A 14727-nucleotide genomic window follows, 5' to 3' on the forward strand; every position below is an offset into this window, starting at 1 on the left:
GCTATGAGTAGTTTTGTTGCATGGTGCTCAGGTAAGAAACTAAGTCGTTCCGAATCTCTTTAGGGGCACATACTTTTGCCTGCGCACCCAAAGCTAATAACCAAGTTCGCAACTGAACAGTTCTTTTTACGGATGCACTCAAACGCCAAACACCCGTAGAGACTTCCACCAAGGTTTGCGTTTCATTCAAAGGGCTATCTTGCAGATCACGTAACAAATTGCTCTTGGCTTCGGTATAAAGCTCCACTTCCAATTCGTAAAAACTATGGTCTCGATCAATCGCAACATCCATATTGCCCGAGTCTAGATAATCCTTTAACTGGAAATCCTCAGGAACCGAATTCGCTAGCGGTAAAACCTCGAGATCCCGGATACGGTGAACCAAAAAACTCCGGTAGTCTTCTTGGTTTCCAGCTTTCATCGCATCGTCTTTAACTGCAACAAGGTACAGCTTCGGCAACATGATTGTGACCCCAAACGGATGCACATCATAATCTCTTTTACCTTGCCCCCCCTGATAACTAAAGCGAATACGCTTACCTTTCAAGATCGCTTGATAGATGCGATCGAGCACGGTCATATCAAAATCGGGGCTTCGTAAGCTCTGACCACGTTGATAAAACTCTACGGCATTACCAAGGCGAGAGTATTGCTTTGCGCTCAACTTGTTCTGCGCTTGCTGAAGTCGATTCTCAGCATTAAAAAACACCTGCGCTAATTCTTGCTGAGTAGAGCTCGGCAAGACCTGCTTTAAATGCTTTCGCGTAACCGTCAGAGCCAATGCCATATAGGCAGGCATTTTCTCAAAGTCGTAGCTAACCTGCTGATAAGGGTCGAGCGACCAAAGCTGGGTTTTCCCCCGCCCGCGAGTCACCTCTAGGCCAAAATTGTTTAAATAGCTGTCGTCCTCCTCATCATAGTCGCCAAGCAGGAATTTAAGATCTCGCTGAATCAAGCGCAGCAAACTTTTTGGTTCTCGTTCAGAGTCACCAACATATTCGCCATCAATAAGGTGCTGAATAATCGTATCGGTCGAAACCGGCTCCAAACGCGCAGCATGTCGTTGTTGAAGGTAATGTAGAATTTCAAGACGCCTAATAAATGTTTTCACGCGCGAGCTACTCCCCCACTAAGATTTCCCAGCCCTTTGTTCCTGTTTAGCCAGCTTTTCTTGCTCCTCCTGCTCACGCTTGGCTTGGATCATTGCGCGAAACTCAGCCATCTCCGCCTCCATCATCTCCGGCGTTTCAAGAGTCAAACGACCAAGCTTTCCACTACGAAGGTCCTGCAAAAAAATCGTTGCGGCCTGATGCTCATCAATAATACCACCGCTTTTTAAACACCCTCGTTTGGTGCCAATCTCCTTGAGCAAAGAATATTCATCGGTGGCAACATCCGACAAACCGAAACGCTGCATAATGGCATCCGGATAGAGAATTCTTAGTTCTTTGAGACACTCCCACGCAACGTCTTCATATTCCATTGCGGTGTCTTTTACTGCTCCAGTACTCGCTAAGCGATAACCGCAGGTTTCGGGCTCAAGCTTCGGCCACAAAATTCCGGGGGTATCCGAAAGCGTAATGCCGTTATCAAGCTTGATCTTCTGCTGTCGCTTTGTAACAGCAGGCTCATTACCTACCTTGGCAATACTTTTACCTGCCAGACTATTGATCAAGGTCGATTTGCCAACGTTTGGGATGCCCATAATCATGGCGCTTATGCCTTTATCAGTGTCTACTTTCTGTGGAGCAAGCTTGCGGCAAAGATTCGCAATCAATTTCGCTTTACTGTCTGTTGTTGCAGAGAGCGCTAGGGTTTTAACCGCCTTATCTTTCTCTAAGTGAGCCTGCCATGCTTCAGTCGTTTTCGGGTCAGCAAGATCAGCTTTGTTTAATAGTTTGATAACAGGAGTCTCACCACGCAAGTTACCCACCAAAGGATTAGATGAACTAAACGGAATGCGGGCATCTAATAGTTCAATAACGACGTCGACCTCTGACATCACTTTTTTTATTTCTTTGCGGGCTTTATGCATGTGCCCGGGAAACCAGTTAATCGCCATTGCGCGAATGTTCCTTGCTCTTAATCGTAGACAGGTTGTTTTAAAATAAAGAGTGTCGTGGCAACGCCACAACTTAAAATGATGAGACCAAACCATAGTTTAGCCACCAATGTAACGGACAAGGCCATACTCAACCACATTATCACTAAGATTCTCGTTCTTAACTGTCGCTGAAAACCGAGGCCTCCCTGCCAAGCTCTAATCTGTGGTCCGAGATAACGATTAGCCAAAAGAGCGTCATGAAAACGCTCTGAAGATCGAGCGAAGCACCATGCAGCCAAAATTAAAAACACAGCACCAGGCATCATTGGTACAAACAAGCCAATAATCCCGAGTACCACACACAAACAGCCTGTCGCTATGAGGCTGACTCGTACCACAATATTTTTTTGAAGCTTATCCACGCCGACTGCCTTCGCATGTATGATGGGCGAACTTATATTCTGCCGCATAGTACCAAACTGGCTAGTTTCAAATAAGCTCTCATCGCGAAAAGCGCTCATTAGTTGAAGGATAAAACCAGCGAATTCACTTTCTTATACCCACTTTCTAGGCTTCCACAGACATAGAACATACAATACCGCTTTTTTAAGGAGAACATTCATGTCGATATCAAAAAATAGCGTAGTTCAATTCCATTATCGTTTAAGCCATGAGGGGCAAGAAATTGAAAACTCCCGCGATGGCGATCCAGTCGCGTATTTACAGGGGCATGGTAATATTATCCCGGGTCTTGAGAGCGCAATGGAAGGCAAGGAAGAAGGGGATACGTTTACCGCAGACATCAACGCTGCTGACGCTTATGGCCCACGCCAAGAAGGCGCGACTCAACGCATTCCGCTGAAGCATCTAATGGGCGACAAAAAACAGAACGCTCGACTGAAGCCAGGTATGACAGTAAATATCAATACTGAGCAAGGCGTTCGCCAAGCCACTGTCATCAAGGCAGGAAAGTTCAATGTCGACATCGATACAAATCACCCTCTTGCGGGCAAAGACTTAAGCTTTGATATCGAAATCGTCTCCATCCGCGACGCAACGGAAGAAGAACTCGCGCACGGTCATGCACACGGTGTTGGCGGCCACCACCATTAACAAGTCCTAATGTTCGAAATGTAGATGTAAGGCCTTAAAAGGCTTAAGGTTTTGAGTCTTCTTATAAGAAAGTCGGTTGAGCTTGTCGGTCAGGCGGCACAGAACTATGGATTATTGATATGAACATGAAAAAACTTGCCTTGCCATTTATCGCTGCGAGCGCATTGAGTGTTGGGTCAGTCGCAATCGCAGAAGAGAGCGCTGCAAACAAATTCGAAAGTAAAGAAGCACAAATCGGCTATGCATTCGGAGTGATGTTTGGCCAACGAATGCGTAATGAGCTTGGTGATATTGACCTCGACCAATTCTCAAACGGAATGAAGACTGCTTTTAACGGTGAGCCTCAGCTGTTGAGCGACGAAGAGATTGCTCAAATCCTGACGGAATATCAACGTGAAATGCAGCAACAGCAGATCGCCAACCTCCAGAAACAGGGCGAAGAAAACAAAAAGATCGGTGATGCATTTCTAGCTGAGAACAAAAACAAAGAAGGCGTTGTAACGCTGGAAAGCGGCTTGCAATACAAAGTTCTAACCGAAGGAAAAGGTCCTCAACCAAGTGCATCAGATTCCGTCACAGTTCACTACACCGGCTCATTCATTAACGGTGAAGTATTCGACAGCTCCGTTGAACGCGGTCAACCTGCAACATTCCCGGTGAATGGCGTGATTGCAGGCTGGACAGAGGCGCTACAACTCATGCCTACTGGCTCTAAATGGCAACTATTTATTCCTTCGGACCTTGCTTACGGTCCAAATGGCAATCGCTCTATCGGCCCGAATGAAACTCTTCTATTTGAAGTTGAACTAATCGAAGTGAAAAAGAGCTAGCTCGAGCTCAGCCTGTATACAAAGAAAAAGCCGTCTCATTGAGACGGCTTTTTTAATGCGGGACATATTCACTATGGCCCTGAGTCAATTTTCACCGATTGCGCACCGAATTTGAGATAAAAACAAGAACGCCGATGAGTGTGGCATGCGGCACCGGCTTGCTCAATCAATGCAAGCAAGACGTCCCCATCGCAGTCTGTTCTCAATTCAACTAGCTGTTGCCCATGCCCCGAGCTTTCGCCCTTTCGCCATAACGTGTTTCGAGAACGAGACCAGTAACACATTCTTCCTGTCTTCAAGGTATCTTCTAAGGCGTCGCGATTCATCCAAGCAAACATCAAAATATCTTTCGATTTAGCATCCTGTGCAATCACAGGAATCAAACCTTGGTTGTCAAAGCTTAACTCTTCCAACACTTTAGCAAGCGCAAACTCACTGCCCTCTTGATCACCTTCAATTGACTTAAACCATGCCTTCACAGCGGATCCTCTTTTAATAAATACGTCGTTTCTTTACATCTGGCAGCTAGGCACTTAGATGGTTTTCTGCCTCGATAGTTCAGAAACGAGGCCACCGTTCAAACCAAATACGAACGACAACACATATCCAAAACCAAGCGACAAAATAATAGCCGGACCACTTGGCCACGCGACATAATACGATGCTAGCAAGCACATTTCACACGCAATAATCGCACTAATCATTGATCCAAGGAGTAGCGCATCCAAATTGCGTAGCCAATAGCGCATCATTGCCGCAGGCAAAATCATCACTCCTACCGACATTAAAGTGCCAAGCGCTAGAGAAATTAGGTAAAAAGCGGCCATGCTTGAATCTTCGGCAACGTTGGTTGATCGAGAAACAATACCGGATAACAACGCGACCAAGCAGCCCGCAATAATCGCTCCAAGAGTCATGGCTTCGGTAGATAAGCCTGCGACTAAAAATCCGACTGCGGCACCCGGCAAAATTGCATGGGCCATGACGTCACCCGTCAGACCCATTCGACGAAGCATCAAAAACACACCAACGGGTGCTGCGCTCACGGAAATGGCCAAGCAACCAAGTAAAGCCTGACGCATAAATTCAAACTCGACAAAAGGTTGCAGAAACAAGTCCAACATCAACTAATGCTCTCCAACCACCACATATGGCTCTGCATGATCGTCAAAAGCCTCATTAAATTGAGATGCTCTTTGCAAGTTTTCTTCGGTTAGCACACCATTGGTATGGCCATAAGCAATTGCTCTTCGGGAAAGCAGCAACGTTGTCGGAAAATGTGCCTTGACTTGGTGCAGGTCATGCAGCACGGCTACAATCGTTTTTACGTCGGTTTGCCAACGCTTTATCTGAGTAATCAAGTCTGCACTGGTGCGCGCGTCAACCCCCGTAAACGGCTCATCGAGTAAAATCAGTTCTGTTTTTTGTAAAAGTAGTCGCGCAAAGAGGACTCACTGCATCTGACCTCCAGAAAGCGTATCGATCATTCAATGCTCAAACCCTTCCAAGCCCAATTGGTGCAAGGCGAGATGCTCCGATTTCTGCTGCTCTTCACTCACTGATTTGAAAGCACCCAGCACTCCCCAAGCACCGAGCGCAACCATTTCACGCACGGTAATAGGGAAACTCCGATCAACTTGACTTAGCTGCGGTAAATAGGCGATTTGAGAGTGGTTAAGCTGTCCAAGGGAAATCGAACCTCCCAACAACTTTAGCTGCCCCATAATCCCTTTGAGAAGCGTCGACTTGCCCGCACCATTTGGCCCAACGAGCGCGACCATCGAACCTTCTTCGATTTCAAGAGACCGGTGATGAACGGCAGGATGGAGGTCGTAACCCAAGGTCACATTATCGACGGAAATACTCATGGGATCTTAGTGGCTCAAAGAGATATACAAAACCCACAACGAAGCACTTACGCCTAGTGCTATAGCAAGGCGCTGGATGATACCCATTTCAATAAGAGAGCGACGAGGCATGCAGACTACCTGAAAAATCGACCAAGTTCTTAGAGGATCGAAGTGTTGAAAGCAATTTAAGGGAAACTAACTTCAGATACCGCCGACAACTCAAACAGAACCAGGCATCTTCATCGAACGTAAGGTCATTAAATTGAGACAAGTTGTCATTCATGGTTGAAGACATCGGCTTCAACAACTAATTTGTTTCGGTAGTTGGTTGCTTTTTGTTCAAAACAGATTCATTTTGTGCGCTTTTTATACAAATAGTGCGTTTAGTTCCTTGACGCAACTGGTTAAAGGGTAAACACTTAAGTGGCAGCCAAAAAACAACAATCAGCGGAGGCACTATGAGTATACTGCACACTTTCGGTATTTTGACTCACCCCGATAGAGAGTGGCAAACGATTCGAGAAGAACATGAATCAACCCCCAAACTCTTTCTCACCCATATTATTCTTCTCGCACTTATTCCCGCAGCAGCAGCGTTTTACGGTACAACTCAAGTTGGATGGCGAGTAGGTGATGGAGAGCTAATTCGACTGAGTCAAGGCAGCGCAGCGCAACTATGCGTGCTTTTTTACGCAGCGATGCTGAGCGGTATATTTATTATCGGTAAATTCATTGATTTCTTCGCAGCGACGTATGGCGTCGATGAGCAAGAACACAACGGTATTATTTTAGCGGCTTACACGGCAACGCCTTTATTCCTAATGGGGATAATTGCTGTTTATCCCGTTCTTTGGGTCAACATGTTAGCTGGAGTAGTTGCCGTAGGATGGTCGGTCTACTTGCTGTATGAGGGCCTACCAATCTTAATGAAGATTCCCGAAGACCGAGGTTTTATGTTTGCAACGTCTATTTTGACGGTAGGCCTATGCATGCTCGTGGGCTTGTTTGCCATCAGCGTCATCGTGTGGAGCATTGGCATCGGACCAGAATTCGTTAGTTAGGCTTGCCGTTTCGAACAAGTTGAAAATCCAATATGTTTAAGCCCGCTTCAAGCGGGCTTAGTTTTTTCATGATCAGCGAACCTTGTAACCGGATCATTCTCGATCTAGTTTGTTGTGCAGTTCATCAAGCCGATTCTGTACTGCCTTTAGTTGCTGAATGATCTCATCGCGCTCGTCTCGTGCTTCTTTGGCAACCTTCGCGTTTTGCTCTTCACTCATAACTTCAAGAATGGCACCAATCATCATATTTAAAAATACAAAAGCGGTGAGAAAAATAAAGGTCAAATAGTATATCCAGCTTAGTGGATGCACAGCCATGGTTGCATACATGACGTCCGTCCAATCCTCAAATGTCGCTACCCGAAACAACGTAAGCATTGAGATGGCAACGTCGCCCCACAGCGTCTCATCAACATCACTAAAAAACATAGAGCCAATAGCTGCGTAGATGTAAAAAATGATAAACATCAAAAGCGCGATATAGCCCATCCGCGGAATCGCTTTCAGTAATGAGTTGATCAAGAATCGCAACTCAGGAATAACAGAAACTAGGCGCAAAACCCTAAACACGCGTAATAGCCTTCCTAATAGAACCGCCTCAGAGTTGTCTAGCGGCACAAGGCTGCCTATGACGACCAAAGTATCAAAGATATTCCAACCATCCATGAAAAACCGACGTTTTTCAGGACAAGCTGCGAACCGTAATAGAATTTCGAGTAGGAAGAAGAACGTAATTCCACTATCCAGAATTACTAATGTCTGTTCGACCAATGGTGGCAATGAATAGGTTTTGGCTCCTATCGTTAGAGCAGACAAGACAATAATCGCAATTACCAAGCCTTGGAAAAGCTTGCTCGACTCAATAAGTCGCAGCTTACCCAAAATGGGAGCCGAAGACGGGGGGAGACTAACCATCATTGAATTACCTGATCAACAAATTCGAAAACCGTTGAAGTCTACTTAGGCACAATTCGAATGTATAGAACTAGACCATACTGATTCATGCTGACCACGAATCTAATACACTTTTGAGAAAAGTATCTTTGCAAGATCTATGATAACGAAGGCGAGAAATTTAATAAAAAAATGAAGTAGCGGGCGATCTTTGCCTGCTATGCTCATCCTTGGCTAATCCATTAGCTCAGTTCATCCATGAAGTCCGTTGACAAGTCCATCTGTCTTGGCTATCCCTAGGCCTTAAGAATAGGGTCTTTTGGAAAAAGAAAATATAAGAGATCTCGTAAAGTATTGTAAGAAATCTCTTACAATACTTTCGCGACTAGACTAGCTCAAACTGAATTTGCTTCTTAGACCAATCTACGCGTTTTGGTTTAACTTTCACTTGCTGTAAAAGCTGGAAGTCTCCGACTGAAGTTTTGAGATGCATACGGTCTTGATTGAAACTGCATTTACCTTCGATATCGCGAGTGCTAATCACGCCTTCAATACCATTCTGCTTCAATCGCAGTTGAACTCCTGTTGTGAACACCCGCACCACTTCTGCATCAAACACATCTTCTTGGCGCATCATATATTCGCACTTCAGCCACTGCTCAATATCGTAAACCGCTTTGCGAATATCATCTTGCTTGGCATCAATCGCATTCACCACCTTCTTGTCCATTATAGGAGAAGCTTGCTGCGTTAAAATCTCACGCAATTGTTTATGCAACAAATAATCATTTGCTTTGCGTAAAGGCGAAGTGACCGTCGTATACTTGTCAAATCCCAAACCAAAGTGAGGCTCTGGACCTAAGGTAAACGTTGTCCGCTCAAGCTGACGAAGCAGAAGTTGCTTCAGCTCCGCTAGATCGTCATTACCATTTACCGTCTGCATAACTTGCCTAAATCCGGCGAGCTCCGAAAGAGTCAATTCTTTTAGCTCTTCGACCGACTCAAACAATACCTTTTGCAAGCTCTCTACCCTGTCGGATCTTGCACCAGAATGAGAGATATAAATGCTTGATTTAGCGTTATCCGACAGATATTGGGCAGCACAGCGATTCACCAACAGCATGCACTCTTCTACCCAAGCATGCGCAGTATGTGTCTCACGGGGTTTAATCGCCTCAATTTTCTGCTTATCGTTTAGCTCGAGATAAAATTCTGTTCTTCCTTGTTGTACACAAGCATTCTCTCTTCGCCATTCCAACATCTTTTCTGACAAGCTTTGCAACAACGGTAACTGTTCAGCTACTACGGATTTTAACTCCGTCGACTCTACTCCACTTGCCTGCGCATAGGATAGCTTTTGAGCCGATGTGATTGCGGCTTGCGAGATCGTAAAATCTGTAAGTTCACCAGTTTCACTTACTTGAATCTTAAAGACCTTTGCCAGACGCTTTTTACCCTCTACAAGAGAGCACAAATCAGAACTCAACTTTTCAGGAAGCATAGGGACAATTTTGCCAGGCGCATACAACGAAGCGGAGCGCTCGAGCACCTCTTTCTCCAACTCGGGCTCAGAGCTTATCAAAGCTTCTGGATCAGCAATGGCAACAGAAAGTAACCAGCCGCTGCCATCACGCGCAATGTATAGCGCATCATCCATATCCCGCGTTCGCTCACCATCGACAGTAAAAAATGGCACATCGCTTAGATCTTCCCGCTCAGAGCAAAGTGACTCGACACGGCCCTCATCTAAGTCAGTCAGCGCCGTCTCTGCTGATGCGCTCCAGCTTTCAGCGATATGATGTTTCGCAAGGCTGTAAACCCACTCGATGCCCTTACTCGATTCATTCCCCAAAACATCAACAATATGAGCCTGAGGTTTACCGTTCTTGATCGGGTGTTGCACCAACTTGCATTTCAACAAGTCGCCAACTTTGGTTTTACCGCGCTTGTTGGGCGGTATAAAGATCCAGCGCGTGCTGCCATCAAAATCAGCCTCTGCGAAATGCGCCGTACCTTTTGCGACATACTTCCCGAAAAACTCTTTGTTCGTCGACTCCACAAGCCGCTCAACATGAGCAAACGTTTTGTTTCGGTCATCTTTCTTAATTTCAACTTCGACGCGGTCACCAGGAAGAACCCTGAGCATCTCCGCAGGGGGAAGAAATACGTCTCGCCCACTATCTAACGTAACGAATCCGAATTTTTGTCCGGTACCTTTGACTCGACCTAATTGCAGATTTCGACTTGCTTTGATGTCGCTTTTTAGCTGCTTTAATTGATCTAAGGCATCTAGTTTAAGCATGCTTTTACCTTTGAGGTCTTACGCAGACCGAATGTTGAAGTTAAGTAGTGAGGGTTGTTGAAAATAGGATATTACTTTATCAGTGACAAAAACTCATTTCGCGTTGCCTCAGATTCGCGAAACGTTCCCAGCATTACCGAGCTGAGCATGGAAGAATTCTGCTTTTCGACACCACGCATCATCATACACATATGTTGAGATTCAATGACGACTGCAACCCCTCGCGCATTTGTTACTGACATCACAGCATCAGCAATCTGTTTCGTTAGGTTTTCCTGTATCTGTAGTCGTCTTGCGAACATATCAACAATACGCGCGAACTTGGATAAGCCCAGCACCTTGCCACTAGGTAGGTATGCGATATGACACTTACCGATAAACGGCAACAAATGGTGCTCACATAAAGAATAGAGCTCTATGTTTTTAACAAGGACCATTTGGTCATTGTCCGATTCGAAAATCGCTCCGTTGACGATATTTTCCAGGTCCTCATGATAACCTTTGGTTAAGAAGTTCATAGCCTTTGCTGCACGCTGCGGTGTATCGCGTAAACCTTCTCTTTGAGGGTCTTCGCCAAGCCCTCTCAAGATGGCTTCATAATGTGCAGAAATATCTTTATTCATAATCTTTACCGGTAGGTCTCGTGCCTTGGGCGGCACAATCTAACACGCAGGAGACAGGAATCAACTTTTTTCAAAAGACATCACTTCCTAGCGTTATGCATAAATTTCAGACAACCAGCCACTAGGCGAATCATAGCCTTCGCAATCTTGCGTTCTAACATTTAGATGCAGCTCGCTCCCTTCTGGAAATTCATACTCCCGCATGGCAATCACAATATCGTTCTTTAGCGTTTCGGACTGCGATTTGGATGTCGCCGGTAGCAGGCATATATAGCGTCGATCACTTAGCTTGTATAGATGATCGGTTTGGCGCACCCGGCTGTTCCACAACTTAATTACAGCCAAAAGCAAGTTATTCTTAGTTTGAAGGGACTTGCTCTCATCCAATACCAGATCAAAAACTAAACACGTGCAAGGTATGCCATAGCGCTGATACAAGTTAAAGTTCTGCTCGGTATCGCGCTCAAGACACGATGCGTTTTTACATCCCGTCTGCTTATCTGTTGTCTGCACTTGTTCAAGAGAAGAAGCTTGACCCAGCACCAACCATCTCAAATACATGCCGAGCGAGCCTAGAGTCAAAACCACGAGATATTTATTGAGGCTGAAGTTCTGCTCAATGGCGAGAGCCAGAACGATTACAATCGACGTTAAAATGCACAGCGACTGCTTTACGCTAAGACTTAATCCACAAATGAAAGCAAATTGACTGAGATGCAAAACCAAATCACTATCATCAGGAGCATCGATCAGAAAGCTTGCCCCTAAGAGCAGAAGCAGGAACGGATAGATGAGCGCTCGTTGAGGTAAAATGCGCTCGAGAAAACTCAGCATCAACGCGCCGGAGGCGAGTAAAGCTATGACAAGACCGAAACCGACACCACCATACAAAAAGTGGAAGACGACAGCAAAAACACTATAAAGAACAGCAATTGCCGCTAGATGTTTTCGAGCAGGGAGCGCGTATTCATTATCAAACAAGATTGATAGCCAGACTCTCTAGATAATTCAGGTTCGGTATCACAGCCTCTTCACCATCAACACGAATTCGGCTGTGTTCTGCAGGCAAATCACTTTTTGAGGCATGCTGGATAATATCCTCACTGACTTTAACCAAGCGAGGAAGCCCTTGCGTCAAGATAGCAACGAAGGGAAGTCTTTGACTGTCTGTTCCAGTATTGTTGAGTACTGCAATACGTACTTCCGTATTTTTTGGAGGCCTATCGCCACCGTTTACTTCCTCAAAACTAAGAAGCGGAACATCGATGCCTCGCCAGGAAATATCACCGAGATAGTAATGGGGGAAGCCCTCTTTTACTTTCGGGCGGCTGTATTCGATTACCTCTGCAACTGCGACGTTAGGCAGCACGAGCTTACCGTCCGTAATAGGAAGATATAAACTCGAAATAATTTCTGACTCTGGCACCCTAACCTACCTTATTATTTCAATCTAACTTGCGTGTTACTGCGTTATCATTTTGTCTGATAAAGCGCCTTTAATAACGTTGCCAAATCTGACGGTGAAGCAATCCGTTCACAAATCCTTTGCGAAATAACAGACTCTGGCATGGCCGCACTTGCACAAGTTTGTGCACTTTGCGCCCAAACACGACTGCCACGGCGAGCCATGTCATTCGCAATTAGAGCACCGTCTTCGCCCATGCCACTAAAGTAAATGACATTAGCCCGTTGACCAAAGGCATAACTCACTTTGCGCAATAACTCTTCGATACTAGGTCGGTAGCTGCCAACCCATGGCGAATCAGTCTTAAAACATGTCCCAGCAACAAACTCGACACTTGAATCAACCGGCATTTTATACACGGCGCCTGGTTGAAGCAGTGTTACACCATCTAGCGCAAACACCTGTAAAGCCGCATCTCTTCCGATCACATCGAGTAACGCTCTGGAGCCAACCTCGTCCAGATGCTGAGCGTAGAGAAAGCATACTGGCAAATTCTCTGGTAGCTCATCCAGAAAAGCTTTCACAGCTTCTGGTCCACCCAAAGATGCACCAAGCACCCAAACATCAAACTCGGCTCGCTGTTCAGGATGAAATACATGCTGAACCAGTTTTTTCAGCAGACTGTTCCATTCTCGCTCAAGAACATCAGTATCGCTGCTAAACCGCTCCAGACCATAGATCACCGGAACATCAAGATCTTCTAGAAATGCCTCAAAACATGTGCCAGGAGTTTCAAACGCCGCCTCGTCAACAAGCCAGCAGTCGACATGCTCATCATTATTAACGTCACCTGATTCAATCGACTCGGGTGAACAACTATTCTCCAACTTGAAACCAAACCGCTCTGCGAAATCCGTCAAGCCCTTCCTAATCAATGGGTCAGAACTGATGACTCCCAGAGCAGCTTCAATTTTCATTTTCTTGGCCTTTAAGCCTTACTCATGCTTCCGGCCAGGACTTGCTCAATCGTCGCCAACAATTCCTGTTCCTGGAAAGGCTTACCCATATACTCATTGACGCCAATGGACATCGCTCTTTCGCGGTGTTTCTGTCCGGTTCGCGAAGTGATCATAATAATTGGAACGTCTTTGAGTCGCTCATCATGTCGCACCAGAGAGGCAACCTCAAAGCCATCCATTCGCGGCATTTCAATATCCAGCAGCATCACGTCTGGCTTGGTATCCTGAAGCTGCGCAATTGCATCTACACCGTCTTTTGCGGTGACTACATCGATACCATTTCGCTGCAGCAAACGCGTTGTAACCTTGCGAACCGTAACCGAATCATCCACAACCATAACCAATGGTGTATCACTGCGAGTGTCTGTAGAAGCATCTTTATCAAGTATATCGAGAACGCCTGTAGATTCCTCACGAATCAGAGCCGGCAAATCGAGGATCACAACAACGCTACCATCACCGAGAATAGTCGCTCCGGAAACACCATGCACATCACTAAATTGCGCTCCCAGGCTTTTAACCACGATCTCTCGAGAGCCCATCAAACTGTCGACTTGAAGAGCCATTGGCTTATCCGTTCCACGCACTAGAATGACAGGTAGTGGAAGCGGCTGTCCTTTTAGCTTCGGCTGATGCATGTTATGTAACAAGGAGCCAAGATACTTCAGGTCATAGTCACGACCAGCATAGTGATATGGCGGCGCATCTTCCTGGTAGTACTCTTCAAGCTCATACGGACTTACACGAACAATACCTTCAATCGTATTTAACGGAATGGCGTAAAAATCATCACCCGTATTCACCATTAACGCTCTATTCACAGATACCGTAAATGGCAAGCGGACCGTAAACTCGGTTCCGGCACCGACAACAGACGCGATACTTATGGTGCCGCCGAGCTGTTTGATTTCACTGGCAACAACATCCATACCGACGCCACGGCCACTAATCTGGGTTACTTTTTCTGCAGTACTAAAGCCAGCAGCCATGATCAATTGAAGTTTGTCCTGATCCGATATGTCTGCGTTCGCAGGCACTAAACCTTGAGCAATGGCTTTTGCGTGAATCTTTTCGGCATCAATACCACCGCCGTCGTCCTTCATACGAAGAACAATCTCACCACCTTCACGATTAACAGATAAATCGATCGATCCAGTTTCGGTTTTTCCAACCTTCGCTCGCGCCTGCTTTGACTCAATACCATGATCCAAGGCGTTTCGAAGCATGTGTTCTAATGGTGCAATCATTCGTTCCAAAACAGAACGATCCATTTCACCACCAGCATTATGTACCTCGAATTCAACAGCTTTATCTAGCTCGCCACTAATCTGACGTACAATACGTCTTAATCGCGGAACCATTGATGAAAACGGTATCATCCGAGTTTTCATCAAGCCTTCTTGTAACTCAGAGTTAATTCGAGATTGTTGAAGCAATAAGGTTTCAGCATCACGAGCCCTGTTTGACAGAGTTTCACGAAGCTCGGTTAGGTCGGTGGCACTTTCAGAAAGTGAACGAGATAATTGCTGAATAGACGAGTAACGGTCCATCTCTAGAGGGTCAAATTCCTCATATTCTGAAACCGT

17 protein-coding genes are annotated in these 14727 nt (G+C 45.8%); 3 read left to right on the forward strand and 14 right to left on the reverse strand.

Annotated elements, in window-relative coordinates:
• Nucleotide 1: 1 nt before the first annotated feature.
• The 3 genes from A3750_RS19780 to A3750_RS19790 are packed head-to-tail and all read right to left on the reverse strand — an operon-like array spanning nt 2 to nt 2466.
• Complete coding sequence (locus A3750_RS19780; protein WP_068451157.1) at nt 2-1111, reverse strand: YafY family protein; 1110 nt, start codon at nt 1109-1111, stop codon at nt 2-4.
• 18 nt (nt 1112-1129) lie between these two features.
• Nucleotides 1130-2062, reverse strand: coding sequence for a ribosome biogenesis GTPase YlqF (gene ylqF, locus A3750_RS19785; protein ID WP_068451160.1), 933 nt, complete (start codon nt 2060-2062; stop codon nt 1130-1132).
• Nucleotides 2063-2082: 20 nt separating this feature from the next.
• Nucleotides 2083-2466: a YbaN family protein gene (locus tag A3750_RS19790; RefSeq protein WP_197466074.1), complete on the reverse strand. Its 384-nt coding sequence runs from the start codon at nt 2464-2466 to the stop codon at nt 2083-2085.
• A 199-nt stretch (nt 2467-2665) separates the two neighbouring features.
• Here A3750_RS19790 and A3750_RS19795 point away from each other — a divergent pair, with 199 nt between their 5' ends.
• Together A3750_RS19795 and A3750_RS19800 are read left to right on the forward strand one after the other, a co-directional pair.
• Nucleotides 2666-3157, forward strand: a complete 492-nt coding sequence (locus tag A3750_RS19795) for a peptidylprolyl isomerase (protein WP_068451165.1) — start codon at nt 2666-2668, stop codon at nt 3155-3157.
• Between the two features lie 119 nt (nt 3158-3276).
• Nucleotides 3277-3987, forward strand: coding sequence for an FKBP-type peptidyl-prolyl cis-trans isomerase (locus A3750_RS19800; RefSeq protein ID WP_231871873.1), 711 nt, complete (start codon nt 3277-3279; stop codon nt 3985-3987).
• Nucleotides 3988-4058: 71 nt separating this feature from the next.
• On the opposite strand, the gene hisI is transcribed toward A3750_RS19800, so the two are convergent.
• The 4 genes from hisI to A3750_RS26440 all read right to left on the reverse strand — a co-directional run bounded on the left by hisI (nt 4059) and on the right by A3750_RS26440 (nt 5855).
• Nucleotides 4059-4466 (reverse strand): phosphoribosyl-AMP cyclohydrolase, encoded by a 408-nt coding sequence (hisI, locus tag A3750_RS19805; protein ID WP_068451168.1) that lies wholly within the window; start codon nt 4464-4466, stop codon nt 4059-4061.
• 54 nt (nt 4467-4520) lie between these two features.
• Entirely contained in the window at nt 4521-5111 is a 591-nt protein-coding gene (locus A3750_RS19810; protein WP_082862977.1) for a metal ABC transporter permease, read from the reverse strand.
• Nucleotides 5112-5114: 3 nt separating this feature from the next.
• Nucleotides 5115-5348 (reverse strand): hypothetical protein, encoded by a 234-nt coding sequence (locus tag A3750_RS26435; RefSeq protein WP_068465744.1) that lies wholly within the window; start codon nt 5346-5348, stop codon nt 5115-5117.
• Between the two features lie 126 nt (nt 5349-5474).
• Nucleotides 5475-5855, reverse strand: coding sequence for an ATP-binding cassette domain-containing protein (locus A3750_RS26440; protein WP_068490336.1), 381 nt, complete (start codon nt 5853-5855; stop codon nt 5475-5477).
• 440 nt (nt 5856-6295) lie between these two features.
• On the opposite strand from A3750_RS26440, the gene A3750_RS19820 reads away from it, so the two are divergent.
• Entirely contained in the window at nt 6296-6898 is a 603-nt protein-coding gene (locus A3750_RS19820; RefSeq protein ID WP_068458192.1) for a Yip1 family protein, read from the forward strand.
• A gap of 93 nt (nt 6899-6991) precedes the next feature.
• Here the strand turns inward: A3750_RS19820 and A3750_RS19825 are convergent, their stop codons facing one another.
• The 7 genes from A3750_RS19825 to A3750_RS19855 all read right to left on the reverse strand — a co-directional run.
• A complete protein-coding gene (locus A3750_RS19825; protein ID WP_197475176.1) occupies nt 6992-7813 on the reverse strand; it encodes an ion transporter in 822 nt (273 codons plus the stop codon).
• A gap of 364 nt (nt 7814-8177) precedes the next feature.
• The gene (locus A3750_RS19830; protein ID WP_068456627.1) at nt 8178-10094 is read right to left on the reverse strand and encodes a VacB/RNase II family 3'-5' exoribonuclease; all 1917 of its coding nucleotides are present in this window, start codon (nt 10092-10094) and stop codon (nt 8178-8180) included.
• Between the two features lie 71 nt (nt 10095-10165).
• Nucleotides 10166-10717 carry a GTP cyclohydrolase I FolE gene (gene folE, locus A3750_RS19835; protein ID WP_068456628.1) on the reverse strand — a complete coding sequence of 184 codons (552 nt, stop codon included), beginning with the start codon at nt 10715-10717 and terminating at the stop codon, nt 10166-10168.
• A 93-nt stretch (nt 10718-10810) separates the two neighbouring features.
• Nucleotides 10811-11698 (reverse strand): hypothetical protein, encoded by an 888-nt coding sequence (locus A3750_RS19840; protein ID WP_068465080.1) that lies wholly within the window; start codon nt 11696-11698, stop codon nt 10811-10813.
• Nucleotides 11691-12143 (reverse strand): chemotaxis protein CheW, encoded by a 453-nt coding sequence (locus A3750_RS19845; RefSeq protein ID WP_068450899.1) that lies wholly within the window; start codon nt 12141-12143, stop codon nt 11691-11693. Before A3750_RS19845 ends, A3750_RS19840 begins: the two co-directional genes overlap by 8 nt.
• Nucleotides 12144-12190: 47 nt before the next feature.
• Nucleotides 12191-13099, reverse strand: a complete 909-nt coding sequence (locus A3750_RS19850; RefSeq protein ID WP_068450903.1) for a chemotaxis protein CheB — start codon at nt 13097-13099, stop codon at nt 12191-12193.
• Between the two features lie 11 nt (nt 13100-13110).
• Nucleotides 13111-14727, reverse strand: a 1617-nt coding sequence (locus A3750_RS19855; protein WP_156498767.1) for a response regulator, incomplete at its 5' end; no start/stop codon positions are given.

Source organism: Oleiphilus sp. HI0079, from assembly GCF_001635105.1.

Coding starts and splice junctions, on each gene's coding strand:
- ylqF (WP_068451160.1), bottom strand. CDS start 2,062: ATGGCGATTAACTGGTTTCCCGGGCACATGCATAAAGCCCGCAAAGAA.
- A3750_RS19795 (WP_068451165.1), top strand. CDS start 2,666: ATGTCGATATCAAAAAATAGCGTAGTTCAATTCCATTATCGTTTAAGC.
- A3750_RS19800 (WP_231871873.1), top strand. CDS start 3,277: ATGAACATGAAAAAACTTGCCTTGCCATTTATCGCTGCGAGCGCATTG.
- A3750_RS19810 (WP_082862977.1), bottom strand. CDS start 5,111: ATGTTGGACTTGTTTCTGCAACCTTTTGTCGAGTTTGAATTTATGCGT.
- A3750_RS26440 (WP_068490336.1), bottom strand. CDS start 5,855: ATGAGTATTTCCGTCGATAATGTGACCTTGGGTTACGACCTCCATCCT.
- A3750_RS19820 (WP_068458192.1), top strand. CDS start 6,296: ATGAGTATACTGCACACTTTCGGTATTTTGACTCACCCCGATAGAGAG.
- A3750_RS19825 (WP_197475176.1), bottom strand. CDS start 7,813: ATGGTTAGTCTCCCCCCGTCTTCGGCTCCCATTTTGGGTAAGCTGCGA.
- A3750_RS19830 (WP_068456627.1), bottom strand. CDS start 10,094: ATGCTTAAACTAGATGCCTTAGATCAATTAAAGCAGCTAAAAAGCGAC.
- folE (WP_068456628.1), bottom strand. CDS start 10,717: ATGAATAAAGATATTTCTGCACATTATGAAGCCATCTTGAGAGGGCTT.
- A3750_RS19850 (WP_068450903.1), bottom strand. CDS start 13,099: ATGAAAATTGAAGCTGCTCTGGGAGTCATCAGTTCTGACCCATTGATT.